The sequence below is a fragment of the Methylobacterium sp. EM32 genome, assembly GCF_040593685.1.
In the GTDB taxonomy this organism is placed as follows: domain Bacteria; phylum Pseudomonadota; class Alphaproteobacteria; order Rhizobiales; family Beijerinckiaceae; genus Methylobacterium.
Genome location: NZ_JBEXZS010000150.1, coordinates 1 through 24,261, shown reverse-complemented (window position 1 = coordinate 24,261; position 24,261 = coordinate 1). Strand labels below are relative to the sequence as shown.

General features: G+C 71.1%; 19 protein-coding genes and 1 pseudogene. 13 read left to right on the top strand and 7 right to left on the bottom strand.

Features of this window, described 5'->3' with window-relative positions; all coding sequences use genetic code 11:
• The first annotated feature begins 66 nt into the window (after window positions 1-66).
• The 6 genes from ABZT49_RS20505 (at window position 67) to ABZT49_RS20480 (ending at window position 5,333) form a co-directional block, all read left to right on the top strand.
• The gene (locus ABZT49_RS20505) at window positions 67-693 is read left to right on the top strand and encodes a flavin reductase family protein (RefSeq protein ID WP_355288506.1); all 627 of its coding nucleotides are present in this window, start codon (window positions 67-69) and stop codon (window positions 691-693) included.
• A 111-nt stretch (window positions 694-804) separates the two neighbouring features.
• Entirely contained in the window at window positions 805-1,101 is a 297-nt protein-coding gene (locus ABZT49_RS20500; protein ID WP_355288504.1) for a type II toxin-antitoxin system ParD family antitoxin, read from the top strand.
• Entirely contained in the window at window positions 1,094-1,423 is a 330-nt protein-coding gene (locus ABZT49_RS20495; protein WP_355288502.1) for a type II toxin-antitoxin system RelE/ParE family toxin, read from the top strand. Before ABZT49_RS20500 ends, ABZT49_RS20495 begins: the two co-directional genes overlap by 8 nt.
• A gap of 119 nt (window positions 1,424-1,542) precedes the next feature.
• Window positions 1,543-2,592 carry a transglycosylase SLT domain-containing protein gene (locus ABZT49_RS20490; protein WP_355288501.1) on the top strand — a complete coding sequence of 350 codons (1,050 nt, stop codon included), beginning with the start codon at window positions 1,543-1,545 and terminating at the stop codon, window positions 2,590-2,592.
• A 26-nt stretch (window positions 2,593-2,618) separates the two neighbouring features.
• A complete protein-coding gene (locus ABZT49_RS20485; RefSeq protein ID WP_355288499.1) occupies window positions 2,619-3,848 on the top strand; it encodes a DUF2336 domain-containing protein in 1,230 nt (409 codons plus the stop codon).
• 780 nt (window positions 3,849-4,628) lie between these two features.
• Window positions 4,629-5,333 carry a class I SAM-dependent methyltransferase gene (locus ABZT49_RS20480; protein ID WP_355288497.1) on the top strand — a complete coding sequence of 235 codons (705 nt, stop codon included), beginning with the start codon at window positions 4,629-4,631 and terminating at the stop codon, window positions 5,331-5,333.
• A 136-nt stretch (window positions 5,334-5,469) separates the two neighbouring features.
• Here ABZT49_RS20480 and mdoH read toward each other — a convergent pair whose 3' ends face one another.
• Both mdoH and ABZT49_RS20470 read right to left on the bottom strand, forming a co-directional pair.
• A complete protein-coding gene (mdoH, locus tag ABZT49_RS20475) occupies window positions 5,470-7,635 on the bottom strand; it encodes a glucans biosynthesis glucosyltransferase MdoH (RefSeq protein ID WP_355288527.1) in 2,166 nt (721 codons plus the stop codon).
• An 11-nt stretch (window positions 7,636-7,646) separates the two neighbouring features.
• Entirely contained in the window at window positions 7,647-9,230 is a 1,584-nt protein-coding gene (locus tag ABZT49_RS20470) for a glucan biosynthesis protein (RefSeq protein WP_355288495.1), read from the bottom strand.
• Window positions 9,231-9,437: 207 nt separating this feature from the next.
• Between ABZT49_RS20470 and glmU the strand changes: the two genes are divergently transcribed.
• Window positions 9,438-10,781, top strand: coding sequence for a bifunctional UDP-N-acetylglucosamine diphosphorylase/glucosamine-1-phosphate N-acetyltransferase GlmU (gene glmU / locus ABZT49_RS20465; protein WP_355288493.1), 1,344 nt, complete (start codon window positions 9,438-9,440; stop codon window positions 10,779-10,781).
• Between the two features lie 28 nt (window positions 10,782-10,809).
• On the opposite strand, the gene ABZT49_RS20460 is transcribed toward glmU, so the two are convergent.
• Entirely contained in the window at window positions 10,810-11,538 is a 729-nt protein-coding gene (locus ABZT49_RS20460; RefSeq protein WP_355288491.1) for a DUF2270 domain-containing protein, read from the bottom strand.
• Window positions 11,539-11,725: 187 nt separating this feature from the next.
• Here ABZT49_RS20460 and ABZT49_RS20455 point away from each other — a divergent pair, with 187 nt between their 5' ends.
• The 4 genes and pseudogenes from ABZT49_RS20455 to glmS all read left to right on the top strand — a co-directional run bounded on the left by ABZT49_RS20455 (window position 11,726) and on the right by glmS (window position 15,819).
• A complete protein-coding gene (locus ABZT49_RS20455; RefSeq protein ID WP_355288489.1) occupies window positions 11,726-12,322 on the top strand; it encodes a sigma-70 family RNA polymerase sigma factor in 597 nt (198 codons plus the stop codon).
• On the top strand, window positions 12,319-13,050 hold the full coding sequence (locus tag ABZT49_RS20450) for an anti-sigma factor domain-containing protein (RefSeq protein ID WP_355288488.1): 732 nt from the start codon (window positions 12,319-12,321) through the stop codon (window positions 13,048-13,050). The genes ABZT49_RS20455 and ABZT49_RS20450 overlap by 4 nt, the downstream gene beginning before the upstream one ends.
• A 136-nt stretch (window positions 13,051-13,186) precedes the next feature.
• Window positions 13,187-13,741, top strand: a pseudogene (locus tag ABZT49_RS20445) (fasciclin domain-containing protein).
• A 251-nt stretch (window positions 13,742-13,992) separates the two neighbouring features.
• A complete protein-coding gene (glmS, locus tag ABZT49_RS20440) occupies window positions 13,993-15,819 on the top strand; it encodes a glutamine--fructose-6-phosphate transaminase (isomerizing) (protein ID WP_355288486.1) in 1,827 nt (608 codons plus the stop codon).
• A gap of 51 nt (window positions 15,820-15,870) precedes the next feature.
• Here glmS and ABZT49_RS20435 read toward each other — a convergent pair whose 3' ends face one another.
• Window positions 15,871-16,350, bottom strand: coding sequence for an Lrp/AsnC family transcriptional regulator (locus ABZT49_RS20435; RefSeq protein WP_093569444.1), 480 nt, complete (start codon window positions 16,348-16,350; stop codon window positions 15,871-15,873).
• A gap of 114 nt (window positions 16,351-16,464) precedes the next feature.
• Here ABZT49_RS20435 and hppD point away from each other — a divergent pair, with 114 nt between their 5' ends.
• Together hppD and ABZT49_RS20425 are read left to right on the top strand one after the other, a co-directional pair.
• Window positions 16,465-17,595 (top strand): 4-hydroxyphenylpyruvate dioxygenase, encoded by a 1,131-nt coding sequence (gene hppD / locus ABZT49_RS20430; protein WP_355288485.1) that lies wholly within the window; start codon window positions 16,465-16,467, stop codon window positions 17,593-17,595.
• A 633-nt stretch (window positions 17,596-18,228) separates the two neighbouring features.
• Entirely contained in the window at window positions 18,229-19,956 is a 1,728-nt protein-coding gene (locus tag ABZT49_RS20425; protein WP_355288483.1) for an ABC transporter ATP-binding protein, read from the top strand.
• A gap of 1,047 nt (window positions 19,957-21,003) precedes the next feature.
• Here ABZT49_RS20425 and ABZT49_RS20420 read toward each other — a convergent pair.
• From ABZT49_RS20420 to ABZT49_RS20410, 3 genes are all read right to left on the bottom strand, one after another.
• Window positions 21,004-22,350 carry an MFS transporter gene (locus tag ABZT49_RS20420; RefSeq protein WP_355288481.1) on the bottom strand — a complete coding sequence of 449 codons (1,347 nt, stop codon included), beginning with the start codon at window positions 22,348-22,350 and terminating at the stop codon, window positions 21,004-21,006.
• Window positions 22,351-22,638: 288 nt separating this feature from the next.
• Window positions 22,639-22,917, bottom strand: coding sequence for a muconolactone Delta-isomerase (gene catC, locus ABZT49_RS20415; protein WP_355288479.1), 279 nt, complete (start codon window positions 22,915-22,917; stop codon window positions 22,639-22,641).
• Between the two features lie 4 nt (window positions 22,918-22,921).
• A complete protein-coding gene (locus ABZT49_RS20410) occupies window positions 22,922-24,091 on the bottom strand; it encodes a muconate/chloromuconate family cycloisomerase (protein ID WP_355288477.1) in 1,170 nt (389 codons plus the stop codon).
• Between the last annotated feature and the right edge of the window lie 170 nt (window positions 24,092-24,261).

Below are 24,261 nucleotides of genomic sequence, written 5' to 3'. Positions count from 1 at the left end.
GCTCTACTGGACGGCGGACGGTCCGCGTCGGCGGGCCGCCCGTTCCAGAGAATCCCGGGGCCGCCGATGCATTACGACGCCGAGACCCGCACCCTGAAGCACAATCCGTTCAAGGCCCTGGTGGCGCCGCGCCCGATCGGCTGGGTCAGCGCGCTCAGCGCTTCGGGACAGCTGAACCTCTCGCCCTACTCGTTCTTCAACGGGGTCGGGGACAGCCCCGAGATGGTGATGTTCTCCTCCTACGGCCGCAAGGACGCGCTGACCTTCGCGGAGGAGGGCGGCGAGTTCGTCTGCAGCCTCGCGACCTTCGACCTGCGCGAGGGGATGAACCTTTCCTCGGCGCCGCTGCCGCGCGGCGAGAGCGAGTTCGCCTTCGCGAACCTCGCCACCGCGCCCTCGCGCAAGGTGCGCCCGCCGCGGGTGGCGGACGCCCCCGCCGCCCTCGAATGCAAATGGCTCCAGACCATCCCGCTCGTCCCGGCCGAGGGCGGGGAGGCGGCCTACTTCATGGTGATCGGCCAGGTCGTGTCGATGTATATCGACGACCGCTTCGTGACGCCGGAAGGCCGGGTCGATACCGGGGCGATGCGCCCGATCATGCGCGGCGGCTACTTCGACTATTTCACGGTCGAATCGGAGAACCGCTTCGAGATGCGCCGGCCGGCCGGCGGGGGGGATGTGCCGAAGCGGTGAGGGCGGGCGCGTCGCGCCGCTGAGGCGGCGCGGGGCCTCACGCGGCCGCGCGCTCGTGATCCTGGTGGGATTTTATGCTACCGTTCTCTCCGATCACGGAGAGGGTCCGCCATGCAGGCCGCCGAGAAAATCAGTATCACCATGACGTCCGAACAGCTCCGCGCCGTGCGCGAGAGCGTGGCATCGGGCGAGTACGCCTCCACGAGCGAGGTTCTGCGCGACGCGGTGCGTCTCTGGCAGCGCCAGCGCGAGGAGCACGCCGAGCGTCTGAACGCCATCCGCGCCCGCATCCGCCGTTCGCTGGATGACCCGCGGCCCGATTTGACTGGAGATGAGGTGCAAGCCAACCTGGATGCGCTCTTCGCCGAGGCTGAGGCTGAAGCCGAGAACGAGGCCAAATGTGCGTAGGCTTCCGGTCACTTATCGAGCGGAAGCGCAGGCCGATTTGCGCGACATCTTCCGGGTTGTCATGCGGGCCAGCCGCAACGTGAGAACCACGAGGGGTTTCGTACAGCGGATCAAGGACCGCTGCGAACGCATCGGCGACGCTCCACATGGTGGGCGTCCCCGTGACGATCTGGAATCCGGTCTGCGCACCGTGCCGTTCGAGCACTCGGCCGTGATCGCCTATCGGGTCGAGCCGAACCGGGTACGGATCACCAACGTGTTCTACGGCGGACAGGATTTCGAGGCCCTGTTTCTGGACCGCGAGCCGGACGACGAGGGCTGAGGTGGAAGCGGGACACCGCCACCCACCCCCGCTTCAATCTTCCTTTACCATAACCCCAGCATCCTGAAGCCCGAGAGAGAGCCGGCCCGCGCCTTGCGACGCCGCTCCACCGGGCCGCCATGTTCCTGTTCAGCACCACGCCGTCGCAAGGGACTGCCAGCCAGGGCGCCGCCCAGGGCACCGGCCGCTCGGCTTCAGGCAACCCGGTGATCGACGCGATCCGCCAGGGCGCCGAGAAGACCGGCGCCGCCTTCGACTACCTGCTCTCGACGGCGCAACGCGAATCGAGCCTCAACCCGAGCGCCAAGGCCGGCACGTCCTCGGCCACCGGCCTGTTCCAGTTCATCGAGCAGACCTGGCTCGGGGTGATGAAGCAGGACGGCGCGTCGCTCGGCCTCGGCTCCTATGCCGAGGCGATCACCGCCCGCTCGTCGGGCGGCTACACGGTGAGCGATCCGGCGGCCCGGCAGGCGATCCTCGACCTGCGGCGCGACCCGGAGGTCGCCTCGGCGATGGCCGGCGCGCTGACCCGGCGCAACGCCGACGCCCTCTCGGACGCCCTCGGCCGCGAGCCGAACCGGGCCGACCTCTACGCCGCCCACCTCCTCGGCGTGCGCGGGGCGCTGACCCTGATCCGGGCCGCCGAGGGCGCGCCGGGACGCTCCGCCGCCGCCGACCTGCCGGAGGCCGCCGCCGGCAATCGCGGGTTGTTCTACGACCGCACCGGCCGGGCCCGCAGCGCCTCCGAGCTCTACGCCGTGCTCGGCACCAGCCCGGCCGTCCCGTCGGCGGCCGCCACGCTCACCGCGCAGGCCGCCGCGCCGACCGCCTACGCGCCCGAGGCCGGCAGCGGCCTGCGCTCGCTGTTCCAGACCGATGCCCGCCGGGGACCCGTCTCCGACAGCGTCGCCAAGCTGTGGGGCAGCCGGGGCAGCGGCGTGGCGGCGCCGAGCTACTTCCCGCGCTCGAGCGACGGGCCGGTGGTCGCCTCAGCGGCGCCCACGCCGTCGCCGGGTGCGCCGGCCGGTCTCCGGGATACCGTCCAAGACTCTGTTCAAGACACGATCCAAGACCCCGCGGCGACCGGCGTGCCCCTGCCGCCGGCCCGGCCGCGGGAATTCGGCGGGCGCACCCGCGCCGCCGTCACGCCCTCCTCGATCCAGTCCTGACGACGACCCGTCATGGAGCCGCGCCGATGATCATCCGCCAGTTCCTGCTCTGGACGCAGCACGAATCCGCCGGGCGCCGGGCCGAGGCGGCCTCGGCGCTCGCCCGGGCCTACCTCTACGCCAAGCTCGACCCGGCGGCGCGCTGGGAGGCGAAGACCGCCATCACGGCGCTCCTCGACGATCCCTCGCCGCTGGTGCGGCGGGCGCTCGCCGAGGCCTGCGCCAACGCCGCGGAGGCGCCCCGGACCCTGGTGGTCGCGCTCGCCCAGGACCAGGCGGAGATCGCCGGGCTGGTGCTCGCCCGCTCGCCCGTCCTGTCGGATGCCGACCTCGTCGACTGCGCCGCCGTCGGCGACGAGGCGGGCCGGGTCGCCATCGCCGGGCGGCCCCACCTCTCGGCCATGCTGTGCGGGGCGCTCGCGGAGATCGCCGGCGCGCGGGCGCTCGCGGCGCTCGCGGCCAATCCGGGCGCCGAGATCACCCGCGGCAGCCTCCTGCGGATGGTCGAGCGCCACGGCGAGGACGCCGCCCTCCGCGAGGCCCTGCTCGCCCGGGCCGACCTCCCCCTCGACGTGCGCCAGGCGGTGACCGCCCGCCTCGCCAGCGCCCTGTCGGCCTTCGTGAGCGGTTGCGGCTGGCTCTCGCGCGAGCGCAGCGAGCGGGTGACCCGGGAGGCGCGCGAGCGCGCGACGCTCGGGCTCGCCGAAGGCTCGGACCGGGCCGACCTGCGCCGCCTCGTCGCGCATCTGCGCGCCGCCGCCCAGCTCACCCCCGGGCTGATCCTGCGGGCGATGCTGTCGGGCCGGATGGCCTTCACCGAGGCCGCGCTGACCGAGCTCTCGGGCCTGTCGGCCGAGCGGGTGGCGGGGCTGCTGCACGATCCGCGCGGCAGCGGCATGGCGGCGCTCTACCGCCGGGCCGGCCTGCCGCCCGCCCTCGAACCCGCCTTCGCGGCGGCGATGTCCGCCTGGCACGAGGAGGCGAGCGGCCTCTCCGAGAGCACCGGCCCCGGCCTGTCGCGGCGGATGATCGAGCGGGCGGTGACCGCCTGCGAGCGCCTGCCCTTCGCCGATTCCCACGCCATCGTCGCTCTGCTCAACCGCTTCGACGCCGAGGCGGCCCGCGACGAGGCCCGGGTGCTCGCCCGCGCCCTGGCGAGCGAGGCCGCCACCGGCACGGCGACCGGCCCTGCGGAGACGATTCCCGCCGGCCTGATCGCCAGCTACCGCCGCGACCGGCCGCGCCTCGCGGCGTGAGAGGCCGGTCGAGGGGCGGGCGGCTCGAAATCCTCCTCGTCCTCCCAGGTCTCGCCTTTCGGCGAGTCCCGGGATGTGAGCCTGTTCGACTTGCGAGGACGGTGCCGCGAAACACGTTCTGTCCCACCCGCGACCTCATCCTGAGGTGTCAGTCGATTGAAAATCGACTGACCTCGAAGGAGGTCTCCAGCTACCGCTGCGATCTCTGGAGGCCTCCTTCGAGGCCGCTACGCGGCACCTCAGGATGAGGTCGCGGGTGGGATAAAATCTACCGGCCACTCACGCGGGATCTGGCGGGAGAATCGTCGGAGTGGGTTGCTCGATCGAAGGGCGCGACCGATCGGACAAGCTCCGGACGCCGTCAGCGCCCGACCGCCCGCCGGTCGGCGCACATCACCGCGGCGGCGAGGTAGCCGGCGAGCGAGACCATTACGGATTGAGTGTAGATCGGTCGAACGAAATGCGCGGAAACGCTCATCGATTCCTCCCGATTCGAGTTACGCATCTTGCTTACTCCGCCGTGCGGGGCGGCGACAAGCATTTGTTGCAGAGAATTTTATCCTCGAATCGGCGGGATTAAGACTCGGATGTTCTTTCGTGTTCGCGGTATGGCGGAGCGAAGGGCCGCGCCCCCTGCGGAGCAGGCTCGGTTCCACAGTCCGGACCATCGTGTCATCATCGCGCGGTCTTCCGTCGCGAAGCGGTTTAACGGTTAACTCGGCGAACCGGCGGAGTGGAGAGCGTAGGAGACGCCCCCCTTCCCGAATCCGAGCGTCACCGATGAGTCATGGCTGGGACGAATCCGCCGCCGCCTGGATCGCCGATATGGGCGAGGCGGGTGATTTCGGCCGCGCCTGCGTGCTCGACGCAAGGATGCTGGCGCGGATCCGCGGCCGCGGTTTCCGCCGCGCCCTCGATGTCGGCTGCGGCGAGGGCCGCTTCTGCCGCATGGTGCAGGATCACGGGGTCGGGACGGTCGGCATCGATCCCACCGACGCCCTGCTGCGGCAGGCCCGGGCCCGCGATCCGGCAGGCGTGTACCTCCCGGGTCGCGCCGAGGCATTGCCCTTCGCGGACGGCGCCTTCGACCTCGTCGTCAGCTACCTCACGCTGATCGACATCCCGGACATCCGCGCGGCGATCCCCGAGATGGCCCGCGTCCTGGCGCCGGGCGGCACGCTCCTGATCGCCAACCTGACGAGTTTCTGCACAGCCGGCGCCTGGACCGGGGATCCCGACGGCGTCCGCCGCTTCCGGATCGACGATTACCTGGAGGAGCGGGCCGAGTGGGCGGCGTGGCACGGCATCCGGGTGCACAACTGGCACCGGCCGCTCTCGCTCACCATGACTCTTCTGCTCGGGCAAGGGCTGGCGCTGCGCCACTTCGACGAGCCGGCGCCGCAGGGCGGCGATCCGGCGAAGGTCGCGCGCTACCGGCGGGTGCCGTGGTTCGTGGTGATGGAGTGGGAGAAGCCGGCAGGCTGACGGCACCCGCCGGGAAGCGGGATGTTCATGCCGGCGTCCAACCCCACAAGGTCATCCCGGGTTCCGCTTTCGCGGCCCCGGAATGACGTGGGAGGATGTCCAGCCTCTTGCGCAGGGCCGTCGATCCGTGAGCCGACTAGCTCCCGAGCCGCGCCAGCCGGTCGAGCAGCGCCCGGTCATGCAGCAGCACCATCTTCTCCTTGGCGTTGAGCCAGCCCGCCGCCTCGTCGATGGTCTCGGCCTCGACCACCTTGGCCTGGGCCATGACGTGGTCGGGTTGGGGCGCGCCGCGGGGGCGGGGCTCGGCCGGGGGCAGGAAGGCGAGGTGGCCGGCCTGGAGGTCGGGATCGGCGTGGAGCGCCCGCACCCCGTCGGCGTCGTCGAAGCCCAGAGCGGCGTTCTGCGCCTCGATCGCCTTGGCGGCGACCGCGATCGCCGGGGGCTCGCGCTCCTCGGGCGTCATCAAGAGGCCGGCGCGCTTGAGGGCGAGGCCCAGCGCCAGTTGCCCGCTCGCCCAGGAGATCGGGATCGCGAGGACGAGGCCGAGGATGGTGGGCGACATCCAGAGGAACAGCGAGGTTGCGATGGCGAAGGCCGAGACGCCGGCCACCAGCCCCAGGATGGTGTGCCAGCGGTGCCGGCGCACGATGTCCGAGAGCGGGATCGAGCCGTCGTCGCGCCGTTGCGGGTTCCAGCCGGCGTCGCGCCGGAGCAGGATCTGGATCACCGAGCCCGATTGCACCAGCATCGCGATCGGGGCGATCAGCGCCGAGAGCAGGGTCTCGATCAGGGCCGAGAGCACGAGGCGCAGGGCCCCGCCGCTCGCGCGCCGCACCGTGGCGTCCAGCAGGCCGAGGATCAGCCCGAACAGCTTCGGGGCGAGCAGGATCGCCATCGTGATCCCGAAGAGCTGGAGCGCGCGCACGGGGTCGAAGCGCGGCCAGACCGGGTAGAGGCGGAACTCGGTGGAGAAATATTCGGGGCGGATATAGGCGGTCTGGAGGGCCAGCGCGATACCGACCACGAGCTGCGCCGCCCAGAGCGGCGAGGCGAGGTAGCCGGCGATGCCGGTGGCGAAGTGCTGGCGCGAGGCGAGCTTCAGGCCCGCCGTGCCGATGATGCGGCTGTGCTGCAGGTTGCCCTGCGCCCAGCGCCGGTCGCGGATCGCGACGTCGATCAGCGAGGGCGGGCTCTCCTCGTAGGAGCCCTGCAATTCGGGGAGCATGTAGACGCTCCAGCCGGCGCGCCGGATCAGGGCCGCCTCGACGAAGTCGTGGCTGAGCACGTGGCCGCCGAAGGGCGGCTTGCCGGAGAGGTCCGGCAGGCCGCAATGGTCGGCGAAGGCCTTCGTGCGGATGATCGCGTTGTGGCCCCAGTAATTGCCGTCGCGGCCCGACCACAGGGCGAGGCCGGTGGCGATCACCGGCCCGTAGATCCGGGCCGCGAATTGCTGCACCCGGGCGAACAGGGTGTTGCGGTTGATGATCAAGGGCAGCGACTGGATGATGCCGGAATCCGGATCCGCCTCCATGGCGCGGGCGAGCGTCACCACGCAGTCGCCGCTCATCAGGCTGTCGGCGTCGAGGACCAGCATGTGGTCGTAATGGCCGCCCCAGCGGGTGACGAAATCGGCGATGTTGCCGGCCTTGCGGTGGTGGTTCTTCTGCCGGTGGCGGTAATAGAGGCGGGCCCCCTCACCGAGGCGCGCGCGCAAGGCGAGATAGGCCCGCTCCTCGGCGATCCAGGCATCGGCCTGGGTCGAATCGGACAGGATCCAGTAATCGAAGGCCGCGCCCTCGCCCGTCGCCTCGATCGACTCGCGGATCGCCTCGACCGCTGCGAAGGTGCGGGCGGTGGCCTCGTTGTAGACCGGCATCACCACGGCGGTGCGGGTGGTGAGCGGCGCAGGATTCACCTCCGGCCGGCGCCGGCGCAGCAGCGCCATGAAGCCGAGGAGGCCCGAGGTGAAGGCGAGCGCGATCCACGAGAAGTTGAGGGTGAACAGCGCGAGCAGCAGCCACTGCAGCCAGGTGGTCGAGCCGGCGACCGACACGACCTCGTACATCTGCACGGCGCCGTAGACCGTCAGCGCGAGGCCGCCGCCGAACACGAAGGCGCGGGCCCCCCAGGGCGCCCGGCGGCCGGGGACCCTGTGCTCCTGCGCTTCCGACCAGACGCGCAGGTCCTGCACCGGCATGGCGAGGGGGGATTCCTCCGGCACCGCGGGCGCGACGGCCAGGGGACGGGCGTCGCGGCGGAGGGTGTCGAGGTCTTGGGCAAGAGTCGCTTGGGCGAGGGTCACTTGGGCGAGGGTCACGGGGTCCACCGATACAGCCATGTCTCACTGACGGGTTTGTCGCCGGCCTTGACGACGAGGCGCAGCTCGCAGGACGTGTCGTTGCCCGGATCGAGCTCGAACACCGCCCGCACGGTCTTGCGCTCGGGATACGGATAGACCCGCTGGCGGGTGATGGTGCCGGGCGCGGTGTGGAGCGCGATCTGCAGCGCGTTCGGGTCGACGCCGTCGGCGAACGGCGCCTCGCCAGTGAAGTCGACGAGGAAGAGCCGGCGCTTGCCACCGGAGCCCTTGCCGACCCGCGTGCCGGAGCAGGCGGCGAGCGGGGGCGCGCCCGGCACGCTCCAGCACCAGAACTGGCGGTAGCTGAAGGCGATCTCCTTGGCGACCGGGTCCTTGGGCCGCCAGTAGGTCAGGATGTTCTCGTTGACCTCGGATTCGCTCGGGATCTCGATCAGCTGCACCGCGCCGACGCCCCAGCCGTGCTGCGGCACGCCCGGCCCCCAGCTGCCGAGCGGCTCGACCCACAGGCTCGGGCGCTTCTCCCAGCGCTGCACGTCGTCCTGGTAGTCGGCATAGGCGCGGGCACGCTGGATCAGCCCGAAGCCCTTCGGGTCCTGGTCCATGAAGGCGGAGATCTGCAAAGTGTCCGGGTTCTGCACCGGGCGCCAGATCGCCTCGCCCCAGCCGTTGCGGATCTGGAGTCCGTCGACCTCGTGCGCGGCGGGGCGGGCGTCGTCGGCGCCGCGATGGTCGGTCGGTCCGAAGAGGTAGGCGCCGGTCATGCCGGCGATGCCGACATGCTCGAGATTCGTGCGCGGGCAGAGCGTCGCCTCGACGTCGACGATCGTGGCCTCGCCCGGCCGCAGGGTCATGCGGAGCGCCGCGGTGGCGGATTCGGAATCGACCAGCGCGTGGATCACGATCTGCCCGGTGCCGGCGCCGGGCCGCTCGAGCCAGAAGGTGCGAAACAGCGGGAATTCCTCGCCCTTCGCCTCGGCCGGCTTCAGGGTCAGGGCGCGGGCGGTGACGCCGTAGCTCTGGCCGGCGGCGAGCGCGCGGAAGAACGAGGCGCCCTGGAAGATCGCGCAGTCGGACGGGGCGGCGCCGTTGAAGCTGGCATAGAGCCGGAAGCCCGAGAAGCCGAGGTCGCGCCCCTCGTCCGGGGGAGTCAGCTTGCCGAAGGTGAAGCGGTTGCGGTCGTAGGACAGGCGCCGCACCACCCCGTCCTCGACGGCGTGCAGGGCCACCGGCGTGGTGAAGACGAAGCCGCGGTGCAGCGGCTCGACCACGAAGCCGCGGCCCTCGCCGGCCCAGAGCAGGGCGGAGGGTTGCGCCCGCACGCCGATATACTGCTCGTAGGTGAGGCTCTTGAACGGGTCGGGCAGGTCGTTCGCCGGGGCAGCAAAGGGCTTCTTCGCCAGCGCGCGGGCGAGTTCGACCACCTGGCCGGGATCGAAACGCTGCCCGTCCGACAGCGGCGCCGGCTCCGTCGGCTGCGCGCCCGCCGCGCCGGTCACGGCGAGGCCGCCGGCGAGCGCCAGCACGGCGCGTCGGTCGAGGGCTGTGCGAGGGGGCTGAGCGGGGGGAGGCTGCATCATCGTGGGGAGAGGAACCGTGCCGGATTCGGATGGGGGCGCCGGCCGTTTACCACGATCCGTGCTGAACCGGGGGTTAAGAATCGCGTCTCACACGCCGCAACGTCAGCGATGCGGGTCGAGACGCCGCGCGCTTGCCGATCCGGGACGATCGGCTAGACGGTTGCGCCATGCAGGGACCACACGTCCCGAGACGATGACAGGCCGCCGATGACCTCCATGCCGAAGCCCGCAGGGACCCGCTCCCTCCTCGCCGTCGTGCTCGCCGCCGGCAAGGGCACGCGGATGCGCTCCGACCTGCCCAAGGTGCTCCACCCCATCGCCGGCCGGCCGATGCTCGCCCACGTGCTCGCCTCGGTGGCGGAAGCCGGGGCGGGGCGCCTCGCCGTGGTGGTCGAGCCCGGCCGCGACGACGTCGCCCGGGTGGTGGCGGGTTTTCCCGGCGCCGAGGCCTTTTCGCAAGCCGAGCGCCTCGGCACCGCCCACGCGGTGCTGGCGGCCCGCCGCGCGCTCGCGGAGGGCGCCGACGACGTGGTGGTGGCCTTCGGCGACACGCCGCTGATCGCGCCGGAGACCTATGCCCGCCTGCGCGCGCCGCTCGGCCAGGGCGCCGCGGTCGCGGTGCTGGCCTTCGAGAGCCCGAATCCCACCGGTTACGGCCGGGTGCTGGTCGAGGGTGGCCGGGTGACGGCGATCCGCGAGGAGAAGGACGCGAGCGAGGCCGAGCGCCGCGTCACCCTGTGCAATGCCGGGCTGATGGCGCTCTCGGGCGCCCACGCCCTCTCGCTGCTGGAGCGGATCGGCAACGCCAACGCGGCGGGCGAGTACTACCTGCCCGACGCCGTCGCGCTCGCGGTCGCGGACGGCCTGCCCGTCGCGGTCGTGCCGGTGGCGGAGGCCGAGGCGCAGGGCGTCAACGACCGGGTGCAGCTAGCGGCCGCCGAGGCGGCGGTGCAGGCGACTTTGCGCCGGCGCGCGATGCTGGCCGGCGCCACCCTCATCGCCCCCGAGACGGTCTTCTTCAGCCACGACACCGCGCTCGGCCGCGACGTGGTGGTGGAGCCCCACGTGGTGTTCGGCCCCGGCGTCGTCGTCGGTGACGGCTGCACCATCCACGCCTTCTCCCACCTGGAGCGGGCCCGCCTCGCCGACGGCGTGCAGGTCGGCCCCTATGCCCGTCTTCGTCCCGGCGCGGTGCTGGAGGAGGGCGCCCGGATCGGCAACTTCGTCGAGGTGAAGAACGCCGCGATCAAGGCCGGCGCCAAGGTCAACCACCTCTCCTACGTGGGCGACGCCGAGGTGGGGGAGGGCGCCAATCTCGGGGCCGGCACCATCACCTGCAACTACGACGGCGTGAACAAGCACCGCACGGTGATCGGCGCCGGCGCCTTCGTCGGCTCGAACTCGGCGCTCGTCGCGCCGGTGACGGTCGGGGCCGGCGCCTTCGTGGGCTCCGGCTCGGTCATCACCGACGACGTGCCGCCCGGCACGCTCGCGATCGGCCGCGGCCGGCAGGTGGTCAAGGCCGGGTGGGCGAAGCCGACTAAAGGGTGAGGGCTCGCCCTCACGCGGGGGCTCGCCCTTACACGTGCACCGACCCATCGTCGGGATCGCGGCGGCCGGCGCGCAGGCCGGCCGCGAGCAGCCAGGCGTAGAAGGCGGCCACGCCCGCGAGCACGAGCCAGCCCGGCAGCGGCCCGAGGCCGGCCCCGGCCAGGATCTCGGAGAGGCCGTGGGTGGTCTCGGCGACGCCTGCCGGGGCACCCGCCTGGCCTCCCACCTCCTGGAGCCGGGCCGAGGTGATCTTCAGCACCCAGGCGAGCAGCAGGATCGCGAACATCCAGCCGTAGTTGCGCCGCAGCCGCCGGCCGAAGGCCTCGCGCAGGCTGATGTGGAACATCGGGTGGCGCAAGTCCTCGGCGAGCAGCCGGGTCCAGCCTGGATCGGGCGCCGTCGGGTCGGCCGAGGCCTTCGGGGCGAAGACCTCGGCGTAGTAGTGCCGCTCGAGCTGGCGCACCCGGGTGCGGTAGACGTCGAAGAAGCGGTAGCGCCGCGCCTCGATGCTGAGCAGCAGCATCACCAGCAGCATGCAGAACAGCAGCACGCCGTGATGCGCCGTCGGCGTCGAGAGCGAGACCGACAGCATCGCGGCGATGACGGTGATCGCCCAATTGGTGGTACGGTCGATCCGGTCGCGCCAGCCGGCCATCCGGGCGATCTCGGCCCGGTGGTAATGAGCCAGCACCGTGATGGTCTCGGAGGGCGTCTTCGGGAACGGAAGCGCGACGGCCTCCGTCGGTGCGGCGATCATGGCGGTCCTCCCCCGGCCGGGCCTCTTCACCGTCCGGGCCCGGAGGCCGGCATCATGGCGCAGATCCCGGTGGGACCGGAAGGCGCATCGCGGCGGCACCCTGGTCTCATCGCCCCGTGGTCCTTCGCGCGCGATTGATCTATGGCGAGGGTGACAGGGGGCGGCGCGTCCCCGGAGATTCCAAGCGATGCGGCGCGTCGAGCACCGTCCCCACGAAGACCCGCCCGGCGCGCCCGAGGCCGCGGCCCTGGCCGAGCTGATCGCCCGGGTGGCGGCGGGACGGCAGGACGCGCTCCGGGCGCTCTGCGACCGCACCGCCCCGAAACTTTTCGGCCTCATCCTGCGTATCGTCCGGGACCGGGGCGCCGCCGAGGACGTGCTGCAGGATTGCTACCTGCGGGTCTGGCAGAACGCGGCGACCTACGCCCCGGAGGCGGGACGGCCGATGGCTTGGCTCGCCGCGATCGCGCGCCACCGCGCCATCGACTGGGTGCGGCGGAGAAGCGAGGTGCCGATGCCGGCGGGCGACGACGAGGACGAAGACTGGCTCGCGCGCGTCGCCGATCCCCGGGACAGCGAGGCGGAGTTCCTGAGCCGCGACGCGCTCCTCGCCTGCCTCGAACGGCTCGAGCCGGTGCAGCGCGACTGCGTGGTGCAGGCCTATTGCGAGGGCCTGTCGCGGGAGGAACTGGCCTTGCGCTACGACCGGCCGGTCAACACCGTGAAGACCTGGCTGCATCGCGGGCTCGCCTCGCTGCGCGGCTGCCTGGACGAGGCCGCATGAGCGCCCCCGATATGAGCGCCCCCGACGGGACCGACCTGCGGGCCGCCGAATACGTGCTCGGCACCCTGAATGCCGCCGAGCGCGAGGCCTATCGGCGCGAGCGCGCCGGCTCCCCGGCGCTCCGGGCGGCCGAGCGGGCCTGGGAGGCGCGCCTCGCCCCCCTGGCCGGGGCCGTGCCGGAGGTCGCGCCACCGCCCGGCGCCTGGGCGGGCATCGCCGCCCGCCTGCCGGGCGAGGCGCCGGGGTCGTCCGTCGTCGACCTGCGCCCGGCGCTCCGGCGCTGGCGCCGCGCCGCTCTCGCCGCGGGGGCGCTCGCCGCCGGCCTCGCCCTGTTCATCGCGGTCGAGCGCCTCGCGCCGGGGATGCTCTCGCCCGGGGTTCTCTCGCCCGAGACGTCGCACTACCTCGCGGTGGTGAACCGGGGCGGCGAGCTGCCGGCCCTGGTGGTGCGGGTCGATCCGCGGGCCGGCACGGTCCAGGTCCGGGCGCTCGCCGCCGAGGCGCCGCGCGACCGCAGCCTCGAACTCTGGGTGGTCCCGGCGGCGGGCGCCCCGCGCTCGCTGGGCCTCGTCCGGGCCGAGGCCGGCAGCCGGCTGCCGCTGCCGGCGGCCGACCGGGCCGTCCTCGACGGGGCGAGTCTCGCCGTCTCGGTGGAGCCGCCGGGCGGTTCGCCCTTGGGCGCCCCGACCGGGCCGGTGGTCTATTCCGGCCGCCTGGTGCGGGAATAGGGCACCAGAAAATCACGCTCGATGCAGAGAGGCGCGAAAAAATCGCGTCCGGCCTGAAACTTTCCCGTCCGGCCCGCCGTACCGGCCCTCGACCCCGACGAGAGCGGGGCCGACACGAGAGACGGGACGACACCCCATGACGATCCGGACCCACGCCCGCACCCTGGTCCTGGCGCTTGCCCTGGCGACGGCCGCCGGGGCCGCTGAGGCCAAGAGCCCGATGGTCGGCGGCGCGCCGATGTACGCCTCGAAGTCGATCGTCGAGAACGCGGTCAACTCGAAGGACCACACCACCCTGGTCGCCGCCGTGAAGGCCGCCGGCCTCGTCGACACCCTGGCCGGGCCGGGCCCGTTCACGGTGTTCGCCCCCACCAACGCCGCCTTCGCCAAGCTGCCGGCCGGCACGGTCGAGTCCCTGGTCTAGCCGCAGAGCAAGCCGACACTGACCAAGATCCTGACCTACCACGTCGTGCCCGGCACCTACACGGCCAAGGACCTGATGGGGCTGGTGAAGCAGGGTGGCGGCCAGGCCGAGCTGAAGACCGTCGAGGGCGACAACCTCACGGTGATGCAGAAGGGCAAGCGGCTGTTCGTGGCCGACGACAAGGGCAACACGGCGCGGGTGACGATCGGCAACGTGATGCAGTCTAACGGCGTCATCCACGTCATCGACGCCGTGATGATGCCCTGAAGGCATCCGGCCGGGCGGGTCGGCCTTCGGGCCACCCGCACACGGTCCGTCAACCCTGCCACGACCCTGCGGTGAACCTTGGCCGTCACAAACCGTTACGCAAGTTGACTCGCCGGATCGCCGGCCGGTCCGGTAGAAGCGCTGCGAGCGTGGCGGGTGCGGTGCGGCAGGAATCCTGCCGCAATGCCCTGCACAATGGCCGGAGCGTCCCGCAGCGGGACACTCTGCGAGCGAGACGTGAGGCGGTGAGCATGTGCGGGATCGTGGGAATCGTCGGCCGGAATGCCGTGGCGGGACAAGTGGTCGACGCGCTGCGCCGGCTCGAATATCGCGGCTACGATTCCGCCGGCATCGCCACCCTGGAATCCGGCCGCCTGGAGCGCCGCCGCGCCGAGGGCAAGCTGTCGAACCTCCAGCTCAAGCTTTTGCAGAACCCGCTCGCCGGCGCGATCGGCATCGGCCATACCCGCTGGGCTACCCACGGCCGGCCGAACGAGACCAACGCCCACCCGCACGCCACCGAGCGCCTGGCGGTGGTGCATAACGGCATCATCGAGAATTTTCGAGAATTGAAGGCCGAGCTCGCCGACGAGGGCTGCGTCTTCGAGACCGAGACCGACACCGAGGTGGTAGCCCAGCTCGTCAGCCACCTGATGCGCCAGGGCCTTAGGCCCGTCTCCGCCGTCGAGGCGGCGCTGCCGCGCCTGCGCGGCGCCTTCGCGCTCGCCTTCCTGTTCGCCGGCGAGGAAGATTTTCTGATCGGCGCCCGCCACGGCGCGCCGCTCGCGGTCGGCTTCGGCGACGGCGAGACCTATCTCGGCTCCGATGCCCTCGCGCTCGCCCCCTTCACCGACGAGATCACCTATCTCGAGGAGGGCGACTGGACCATCCTGACCCGCGACGGCGCCGAGATCCGCGACGTCGCCGGCAACGTGGTCGCCCGCCCGCGCCAGAAGATCGCCACGCAGGCCTTCCTGGTCGACAAGGGCAATTACCGCCACTTCATGGCGAAGGAGATCTACGAGCAGCCGGAGGTGGTGGGCCGCACCTTCGCCCACTACGTCGACCTGGCGGCGGGCCGGGTCGCCCTGCCGGAGGCTCTGCCCTTCGATTTCGCCAAGCTCAGCCGGATCTCGATCACCGCCTGCGGCACCGCCTACTATGCCGGTCTCGTCGCCAAGTACTGGTTCGAGACGCTGGCGCGGCTGCCGGTCGAGATCGACGTCGCCTCCGAGACCCGCTACCGCGAGCCGCCGCTGGAGAAGGACGGGCTGACGATCGTGATCTCGCAATCGGGCGAGACCGCCGACACCCTGGCCTCGCTGCGCTACGCGAAATCGCAAGGGCAGCACACGCTGGCGGTGGTCAACGTCCCGACCTCGACCATCGCCCGCGAGGCCTCCGCCGTGGTGCCGACGCTCGCCGGCCCCGAGATCGGCGTCGCCTCGACCAAGGCGTTCTCGTGCCAGCTCACGGTGCTGCTCTGCCTGGCGCTGGCGGCGGGCCGGGCGCGCGGCACCCTCGACGAGGCGCAGGAGAAGCGCCTCGTCGACGCGCTGATCAAGGTGCCGGGCCTGATGGCCGAGGCCTTGAAGCGCGAGGACGAGATCGAGGTCCTGGCCCGCGAGATCGCCAAGGCAAGGGACGTGCTCTATCTCGGCCGCGGCACGGCCTACCCGATGGCGCTCGAGGGCGCGCTGAAGCTCAAGGAGATCTCCTACATCCACGCCGAGGGCTACGCCGCCGGCGAGCTGAAGCACGGGCCGATCGCCTTGATCGACGACGCGGTGCCGGTGATCGTGATCGCCCCCCATGACGCGACCTTCGAGAAGACGGTCTCGAACATGCAGGAGGTGGCGGCCCGCGGCGGGAAGATCGTGCTGATCGGCGACGCGCGCGGCGCCGACGCGGCCGGCCTCGACACGCTGGCCACCCTGATGATGCCGGACCTCGACCCGGTCGTGGCCCCGATCGTCTACGCGGTGCCGGTGCAGCTGCTCGCCTACCACACCGCCGTAGTGCTCGGGAAAGACGTCGACCAGCCGAGGAACCTCGCGAAGTCCGTCACCGTGGAGTGAGCCCGGCCCGCTCGGCGGGCGCGGCGGCGGCTTGCTCCGGCGGGCCGCCGCCTATCCGCGCGGCAGCGGCAGCGCCGCCGCCTCCTTCAGCGTGTCGAGCACCACCGAGGAATGGACGTGCGCCACGCTCTCGTGCGGCAGCAGCACGTCGTTGACGAGCCCCGACAGCGCCTTCAGGTCGGGCACGATCACCTTCAGCAGGTAGTCGCTGTCACCGGTCATCACGTGGGCCTCCAGCACGCAGTCGAGGCCGCGGACCAGCTCGGCGAAGCGGCGTGCATTGTCGCGGTTGTGGGTGGCGAGCGCGACCTTGGTGAAGACCGTGACGCGCAGGCCGAGCGGCTCCGGCGCCAGCTCCGCCCGGTAGCCCCGCACCACGCCGCGCTCCTCCAGCCGCAGGCGCCGGCGCGAGCACTGGCTCGGCGACAGGTGCACCCGCTCGGCCAGCTCCTGGTTGCCGAGCCGGCCATCCTCCTGGAGCGCCGCGAGGATCTTCAGATCGAACCCGTCGAGGGTGAGAGGATCGGTCATCGAGGGCTCTGTCCATGCACGATCCGTGCATCGAGCCCGGGCCGGCGCCCGGATTTCGCACGCCCCGCGCGGGCCGTCCATGCTGTGATGCAAACCATCAGCACGGAGGACACGATGGGCCCCTATCCGCACGACGCTCCCGCCGCCGAGGTCACCGCCCTGAACCCGATGGGCACCGACGGCTTCGAGTTCGTGGAATACGCCCATCCCGAGCCTCAGGCCCTGCACGACCTGTTTCGCGCCATGGGGTTCTCGGCGGTCGCGCGCCACCGCACCAAGGCGATCACGGTGTATCGCCAGGGGGACGTGAACTACCTCGTCAACGAGGAGCCCGGCAGCCACGGCCACCGCTTCGTCGCCGCCCACGGTCCCTGCGCCCCGTCGATGGCGTTCCGGGTGGTCGACGCGAAGGCGGCGTTCGACCGGGCGGTGTCGCTCGGCGCCGAGCCGGCCGACCCGGCGGACGGGGCAAAGACCCTCGACGTGCCGGCGATCAAGGGCATCGGCGGCTCGCTGCTCTACTTCGTGGAGACCTACGGTGCCAAGGGCTCGCCCTACGAGGCCGAGTTCGAATGGCTCGGCGAGCGCGACCCGCGGCCGGAGGGCCTGGGCCTGTTCTACCTCGATCACTTGACCCACAACGTGCATCGCGGCCGGATGGGCGTCTGGGCCGGGTTCTACGAGAAGATCTTCAACTTCCGGCAGATCCGCTACTTCGACATCGAGGGCAAGCAGACCGGCCTGTTCTCGAAGGCGCTGACCTCGCCCGACGGCAAGATCCGCATCCCGATCAACGAATCGGCCGATGCGAAGAGCCAGATCGAGGAATACCTGCACGCCTATAACGGCGAGGGCATCCAGCACATCGCCTGCGGCTGCCGCGACATCTACGCGACGATCGAGGCCCTGCGGGCCGGCGGCGTCGCCTTCATGCCCGCGCCGCCCTCGATCTACTACCGCCGCGTCGACAACCGCCTGCCCGGCCACGGCGAGCCGCTGGAGCGGATGGAGCGGAACGGCATCCTGATCGACGGCGAGGGCGTGGTCGAGGGCGGGATGACCAAGATCCTGCTGCAGCTGTTCTCGGCCAACGCGATCGGGCCGATCTTCTTCGAGTTCATCCAGCGAAAAGGGGATGACGGCTTCGGCGAGGGCAACTTCAAGGCCCTGTTCGAGTCGATCGAGGAGGACCAGATCCGCCGCGGCGTGCTGACGGCGGGGGATGGTCGCGACGCGGCGGCGTGATGCGTCTCCTGCCCGAAGAGGCCGCTTGAGCAAGGCGGGTGCCGGGCTGCATCGAGAATCCGCCGGCATCGCGTTCTCGTAAGCCGCCCCCGCCCTTTCCTGGACGACCAGAGCGTCAGCGGAAGGAGATCCGGGATCCAGCGGGAGAAGTGCCGCGAAGCGGCTCTGCATGCTGCACCGTTGCAGACATAAGGACGCTTCGCGACTTTTTGTGCTGGATCCCGGATCTCCTTCCACTTCGTTTCAGTCGTCCGAGAAAGGGCGGGGGTGAACCATGGAAGCCGGTCTGTGCCTCGTCGAGAGACGCACCGGCAGACAGGCTGTGTTCCGCCCTCTGTCACGCTGCCTTGGTCCGGGGCGCGAGGCTGAAGGCAAGTAAACGCGTGGCCGCTCCCTCGGCGGATGAACGCATCCGCTCCTCGTTCAATTTAGAATAATACTGAAATTCAGCCGTCCGACAGCACTGCCACCCCTCCGGGCCTGCCCTGACCTTTCGCCGGCCCGACGCTTCGACCCGCAGCGGCCCTTTGGCACGCGCCGTGACCTTGTCGCGCCCACGGTTTCCCGCGTATCAGGACCCCGCGCGCCGCCCCGGCCGCGCCCACCCTCGCCGGCAAGACCCGTCCCACCGACATGCTCAAGGCCTTCCTCGCCTATTACCGGCCGTACCGGACCCTGTTCCTCGTCGATTTCGGCTGCGCCATCCTGTCCGGCCTACTCGAGCTCGGCTTCCCGATGGCGGTCAAGGCCTTCGTCGACGTGCTGCTGCCGCAGCAGGACTGGAGCCTGATCCTGCTCGCGGCCGTGGGGCTCGCAGCGCTCTACGTCGCGAATGCGGGGCTGATGGTGGTGGTGACCTATTGGGGTCACGTGCTCGGCATCAACATCGAGACCACGATGCGGGCCCGCGCCTTCGATCACCTGCAGACGCTGTCCTTCCGCTTCTTCGACAACCAGAAGACCGGCCACCTCGTCGCCCGCGTGACGAAGGACCTGGAGGAGATCGGCGAGGTCGCGCATCACGGGCCCGAGGACCTGTTCATCGCCGTGATGACGCTCATCGGCGCCTTCGGGCTGATGCTCACCGTCCACCCGCCGCTGGCGCTGATGACCGCCGCGATCCTGCCGGTCATCGCCTTCGTCACCGTGCGTTACGGCGGCCGCATGACCCGGAACTGGCAGGCGCAGTACGGGCGCGTGGGTGCTTTCAACGCCCGCATCGAGGAGAATGTCGGCGGCATCCGCGTGGTGAAGGCCTTCGCCAACGAGGCGCACGAGCGGCGCCTGTTCGCCGCCGACAACGAGCGCTACCGCGCCACCAAGCTCGACGCCTACAAGATCATGGCGGCGAGCCTGTCGCTCAACTACCTCGGCATGCGCCTTGTCCAGATCGTGGTGCTGCTCGGCGGCGCCGCCTACGTGGTGCGGGGCGATCTCAGCGCCGGCGGCTTCGTCGGCTTCCTGCTCCTCGTCGGGGTGTTCTACCGGCCGCTGGAGAAGATCAGCGCGGTGGTCGAGACCTACCCGAAGGGGATCGCGGGCTTCCGGCGCTATAGGGAGCTGCTCGCCACCACCCCCGACATCGTCGACCAGCCGGGCGCGATCCCCGCGCCCGCCTTCCGCGGCGAGATCCGCTTCGAGGGCGTGCATTTCGGCTACGGCGACGGCCGGCCGGTGCTGGACGGGGTCGACCTCGCGGTGGGGGCGGGCGAGACCGTCGCCTTCGTCGGTCCGTCGGGGGCCGGAAAGACCACCCTGTGCTCCCTGGTGCCGCGCTTCTACGACGTCGAGGCCGGGCGCATCACCATCGACGGGCACGACATCCGCGACCTGACCCTGGCCTCCCTGCGCAGCCAGATCGGCATCGTGCAGCAGGACGTCTTCCTGTTCGCCGGGACGATCCGCGAGAACATCGCCTATGGCCGGCTCGATGCGAGCGAGGCCGAGATTCTCGAGGCGGCGCACCGCGCCCGGCTCGACGCCCTGATCGCGCTGCTGCCCGACGGCCTCGACACGGTGGTGGGCGAGCGCGGCGTCAAGCTCTCCGGCGGGCAGAAGCAGCGCCTGGCGATCGCCCGGGTGTTCCTGAAGAATCCGCCGGTCCTGATCCTCGACGAGGCGACCTCGGCGCTCGACACCGAGACCGAGCGCGAGATCCAGCAGGCGCTCGCAGAGCTGACGGAAGGCCGGACCACCCTCGTCATCGCCCACCGCCTCGCCACCATCCGGCACGCCGACCGCATTGCCGTGGTGTCGAACGGGCGCATCCTGGAGCAGGGCTCGCACGAGGCGCTGGTCGCGGCGAACGGCGCCTACCGGCGCCTGCACGCGGCGCAAGCCGGGATCGTCGCGGCGGAGTAGGTGGTCTAAGTGCGCGGCGGTGTGGAGCGCCCAGACGTCTTCCTCGACGTCGAGCAGGGTCTCGTGCACCTGCCGCGCCAGGGCGCGCGCCGCCTCGTCGGTCGTCGCCGCGCCGCTGAAGCGGGCGATGGTCGCGAGCGACTCGACCGACAGCGCCTGCCGGAAGCGCGCGAAGCCGCCCGGACACTCCGCCTCGTAGGACAGGGCGAGGTCGCGCAGCACGTGCGCCAGCAGTTCCGCGGCGCGGGGAGGGGTGGGGGGACGACCCTTGGCGGCCGTCGTCGCGTCGTATGTCAGGATCATACGCGCACAGGTAGTACTTGATCTAAGTTAGAAACATTCGGACTTACAGCCTAGGCCTTATGGCGTAGCACGCGCGCGAAGACCCTCGCCGCTCTTCACGTAGCGGCGACGGCTCGTCTCGGAACGATTCGCGCAGGGTTTCTTCTGCTGCCATTCGCCCCATAGTACAATCGCGCGCAATAACAAATGAAATATCGCGATCGGCTCGCGCGCCGGGTCGGCGGCATTCCGCTGGTGAAGGATCGGGCCATCGGCCAACCGGCCGGGCTCCATCATGCCTTTGACCGGTCGAGACTCGTGTAGACCGGTCGCCGTCGTCGAGGAGATTTGGGCTCCGCGATGGCGAGTTGGGCCGAGCGGAGGGCTCACGCGGCCTTCAGCCCCCCGGCGATGGCCCCCGGCACCGTAGCCCGCGCATCGAAGGCGTGGATCCAGCGAACATTCTCGGGAACGCTCGCCATCCGGGCGTCGCGTGGCGGCATCGCATGGGCGCTGTGGCCCACCGAGAGCATTTTTCGACGGAGTGGACACCGGTTCGTCGAAGAAAATGCGGCAAAATCATAGACCTAGAGAGCTTCGCAATGGCAACGCGATCGTGAAGCGCTCTAGCGCCGCAAGGGGATCGGTCATGGACAGGCCCCGGCGCTGGGGTCCGGGGCCGGCGTCCGCCATTTCGATTCACCACCGGGTGACTCGGACCAGCCCCCGCGCGGGGCGATGGGCACCGCGCGGGAGGGGGGAGCCTCAGGTGCTCTGGAGCACCGGGGCGAGGCGGGCCGCCGGGGTGCCGAGCCGTCCCTTGAGCAGGATGCTGCCCGCCGCGACCAGCGCCGGCACGGCAACGATGCCGAAGGTCGCCGGCAGGCCGTAGCCGAGGCCGATGAGCGAGGCGCCGATCATCGAGCCGACTACCGAGCCGACCCGGCCGACGGCATTGGCCCAGGCGACGCCGGTCGCCCGGTTCGCGGTCGGGTAGGTGCCGGCCGCGAGGGCGTTGATGCCGATCTGCGAGCCGGCGACGCAGAAGCCGGCGCCGAACACCGCCGCCACCAGCAGGGCGACCGAGCCGGTGGAACTGCCGATCAGCGCCACGAAGCCGGCGGCCGCGAGGTAGGACAGGCCCAGCACCGCGTGCGGGTTCACCCGGTCCATCAGCGCGCCGAGCACGAGGCCGCCGATGGTGCCGCCGGTGGCGAGCATGACCGTGACGAGGGAGGCTTCCTTGAGGGTGAGCCCGGCGCTGCTGATGATGGTGGGGAGCCAGCTCGACAGCAGGTAGAAGATCAGCAGGCTCATGAAGAACGTCACCCACAGGCACAATGTGCTGGCGACGAGGCCGGGCTGGAACAGCTGGCCGATCGGCGAGCCCTTCGGCTTGGCGATGCCGGTGAAGACTACACCCGAGAAGTCTTCCGCGGGGGCGATGCGCTTGAGAAGCCGGGCGACCGTCTCGGCCGGGGCCTGCTTGAGCACGAGGAAGCGAGCCGATTCCGGCAGGCCGAGGGCCAGGACCGGCACGAGAGCGAGGGGCAGCGCGCCGCCGATCACCAGCACCGAGGACCAGCCGTGATCGGCGATCAGGTGCGCCGCCGCGAAGCCGCCGAGCGCCGAGCCGACGGTGAAGCCGCAGAACATCGCCATGGTGAGGAAGGAGCGGCGGTGCTCGGGGCAGTATTCCGAGGTCAGCGTGATGGCGTTCGGCATCGCGCCGCCCAAGCCCAGCCCGGTGATGAAGCGCAGCACCGTCAGCATCTCGATCGAGGTCGACCAGGCCGAGGCGAGGCTGGCGAGCCCGAAGAAGGCGGTGGTGACGACGAGCATCGCCTTGCGGCCGACCCGGTCGGCGAGCGGCCCGAACAGGAAGGCGCCGATCATCAGGCCGAACAGCCCGGCACCGAAGAGCGGCGCGAGCTGGCCCTGCGTCACGCCCCACTGGGCCCGGAGTGCCGGGGCGATGTAGCCGATCGCCGCCGTGTCGAACCCGTCGATCGCGACGACGAGGAAGCACAGGAGCACGATCCGCAGCTGGAAGCGCGAGACCCCGTGGCGGTTGATGATGTCCTGGACGTCGAGGCTGCGTGGATGGGGCATGATTTGGTTTCCTCCTGAAGGGTTTGTTTGGAGTTTTCTTGATCTTGCGCCGAATGGCGTCGAGATCCGTCGGAATGATCGACGGAATCTATGCCCTCATCGTCATCCCGGGGCCGCGCAGCGGAACCCGGGATCCATAACCGCTGACGTTTCAAGAGGAGGCGGACGGCGTTTCGCCTGGTCCGGCACCCTCGGCGGTTATGGATCCCGGGTTCTCGCCTTCGGCGAGCCCCGGGATGACCCGGAGGGTGGCAGGGGCGGGGATTGGCTGGCCCCGTTTCTTCTCGCTCAGCCGATCGCCGAGGGATGGCGCGCGAGCGGAGTCACGCGCATCGTCATGAACGGGAACAGCGGCAGGCCGGACAGGATGTCGTGCAGCTCGTCGTGGCTCTCGACGTCGAACACGCTGACGTTGGCGTAGCGCCCCGTCACCCGCCACAGGTGGCGCCACTTGCCCTGGCGCTGGAGTTCCTGGGCGCGCGCCTTCTCGTCGGCCTTCAACTTGGCGATCATGCCGGGATCGAGCCCGTGCGGGATCGCGACGTCCATCTCGACGCAGTACAGCATGGGATCAACTCCGGGCGTAGTGGCGCAGCTTGTCGGGATCGAGGGTCACGCCGAGGCCGGGGCCGTCGGGCAGGTGCACCGCGAAGTCGTGGAAGGCCAGCGGCTCGGTGACGAGGTCGCCGGTGAGGATCTGCGGGCCGAAATGCTCGCAGCCCCAGGCCAGCTCCCGCAGGCCCGCGAAGGCGTGGAGATGCGCCGCGGCGCCGACCGAGCTTTCCAGGAGGCAGCCGCCGTAGAGCCCGATGCCGGCGGCCTCGGCCACCGCCGCGACCTTGTGCAGGCCGATCAGGCCGCCATGCTTGACGAGCTTGAGCGAGACGGCGTCCGCCGCGGCGGCTTGCGCGACGCCCATCATGTCGTGGGCGGTGAACACGCACTCGTCGGCCAGCAGCGGCGGACCATCGTCCCGACTCCGCAGGCGGCCCATCCCGGCGATGTTCCAGGCCGGCAGCGGCTGCTCGACGAGAGCGATGCCGAGATCGGCGAGACGCGGCAGGCAGCGGCGGGCCGTGGCCTCGTCCCAGGCCTGGTTGGCGTCGACGATCAGCGTCGCGCGGTCGGCGAGCGCCTTCGACAGGCGGGCGAGCCGCGCGAGGTCGGCCTCCGGCGCGAGCGCGCCGATCTTGATCTTGAAGGTGCGGTGGAGCCGCGCCGCGAGCTTCCCTTCGGCTTCCGCGATCTCCTGGTCGGGATCGCCGGAGGCGAGCGTCCACAGGACCGGGAAGCTCGTGCGCACCGCACCCCCCAGGAGCGCGGCGACCGGCAGGCCGAGGCTCTGGCCGACGGCGTCGAACAGAGCGGTCTCCAGCGCGGCCTTGGCGGCGTTGTTGCGCTTGGCGGCGGCGTCGAGGCGCTCGCCGGCGGCGACGAAGCGGTCGGCCGGCTGCCCGATCAGGGCCGGGGCGAGGTAGGCGTCGATCGTGGCCTTGATGCCTTCGACGCTCTCCTCGCTCCAGCGCGGCCCGCCGAGGGTCGCCGCCTCGCCGATGCCCTCGACGCCGTTGGCGAGGCGAAGCTGCACGATGACGTAGCTCTGCGCGGTGACCGAGGTCTGGGAGAGCTTGTGCTTCCGCACGGTGGGGACGTCGACGATCGTGGTGCGGATCTCGGCCACCGCGAGGTCTCGGGCGGGGGCCTGGTGCACGGCGTCGTGGAGCTGGTTCTTGGCGAGCATGGGGGTCTCGGGGGTATGGGGAAAGGTGAGAGGGGCACGGCGGAAACGGCTCATCGGATCGTGCTTGCGGCGCGATCCCAACCCTCCCCCCCTCTGTTGGGGAGCGTGGCCCCCCCGTAAGCCGGGGTCCGGAGAGGGGAAGCCGCATCCGGAGAGGTCCCCCGCATCAT

Excerpts from the sequence above, each read along its gene's own strand:
- ABZT49_RS20505 (WP_355288506.1), top strand. The coding sequence starts at position 67 with ATGCATTACGACGCCGAGACCCGCACCCTGAAGCACAATCCGTTCAAG.
- ABZT49_RS20500 (WP_355288504.1), top strand. The coding sequence starts at position 805 with ATGCAGGCCGCCGAGAAAATCAGTATCACCATGACGTCCGAACAGCTC.
- ABZT49_RS20490 (WP_355288501.1), top strand. The coding sequence starts at position 1,543 with ATGTTCCTGTTCAGCACCACGCCGTCGCAAGGGACTGCCAGCCAGGGC.
- ABZT49_RS20485 (WP_355288499.1), top strand. The coding sequence starts at position 2,619 with ATGATCATCCGCCAGTTCCTGCTCTGGACGCAGCACGAATCCGCCGGG.
- ABZT49_RS20480 (WP_355288497.1), top strand. The coding sequence starts at position 4,629 with ATGAGTCATGGCTGGGACGAATCCGCCGCCGCCTGGATCGCCGATATG.
- ABZT49_RS20470 (WP_355288495.1), bottom strand. The coding sequence starts at position 9,230 with ATGATGCAGCCTCCCCCCGCTCAGCCCCCTCGCACAGCCCTCGACCGA.
- glmU (WP_355288493.1), top strand. The coding sequence starts at position 9,438 with ATGACCTCCATGCCGAAGCCCGCAGGGACCCGCTCCCTCCTCGCCGTC.
- ABZT49_RS20460 (WP_355288491.1), bottom strand. The coding sequence starts at position 11,538 with ATGATCGCCGCACCGACGGAGGCCGTCGCGCTTCCGTTCCCGAAGACG.
- ABZT49_RS20455 (WP_355288489.1), top strand. The coding sequence starts at position 11,726 with ATGCGGCGCGTCGAGCACCGTCCCCACGAAGACCCGCCCGGCGCGCCC.
- ABZT49_RS20450 (WP_355288488.1), top strand. The coding sequence starts at position 12,319 with ATGAGCGCCCCCGATATGAGCGCCCCCGACGGGACCGACCTGCGGGCC.
- glmS (WP_355288486.1), top strand. The coding sequence starts at position 13,993 with ATGTGCGGGATCGTGGGAATCGTCGGCCGGAATGCCGTGGCGGGACAA.
- ABZT49_RS20435 (WP_093569444.1), bottom strand. The coding sequence starts at position 16,350 with ATGACCGATCCTCTCACCCTCGACGGGTTCGATCTGAAGATCCTCGCG.
- hppD (WP_355288485.1), top strand. The coding sequence starts at position 16,465 with ATGGGCCCCTATCCGCACGACGCTCCCGCCGCCGAGGTCACCGCCCTG.
- ABZT49_RS20425 (WP_355288483.1), top strand. The coding sequence starts at position 18,229 with ATGCTCAAGGCCTTCCTCGCCTATTACCGGCCGTACCGGACCCTGTTC.
- ABZT49_RS20420 (WP_355288481.1), bottom strand. The coding sequence starts at position 22,350 with ATGCCCCATCCACGCAGCCTCGACGTCCAGGACATCATCAACCGCCAC.
- catC (WP_355288479.1), bottom strand. The coding sequence starts at position 22,917 with ATGCTGTACTGCGTCGAGATGGACGTCGCGATCCCGCACGGGCTCGAT.
- ABZT49_RS20410 (WP_355288477.1), bottom strand. The coding sequence starts at position 24,091 with ATGCTCGCCAAGAACCAGCTCCACGACGCCGTGCACCAGGCCCCCGCC.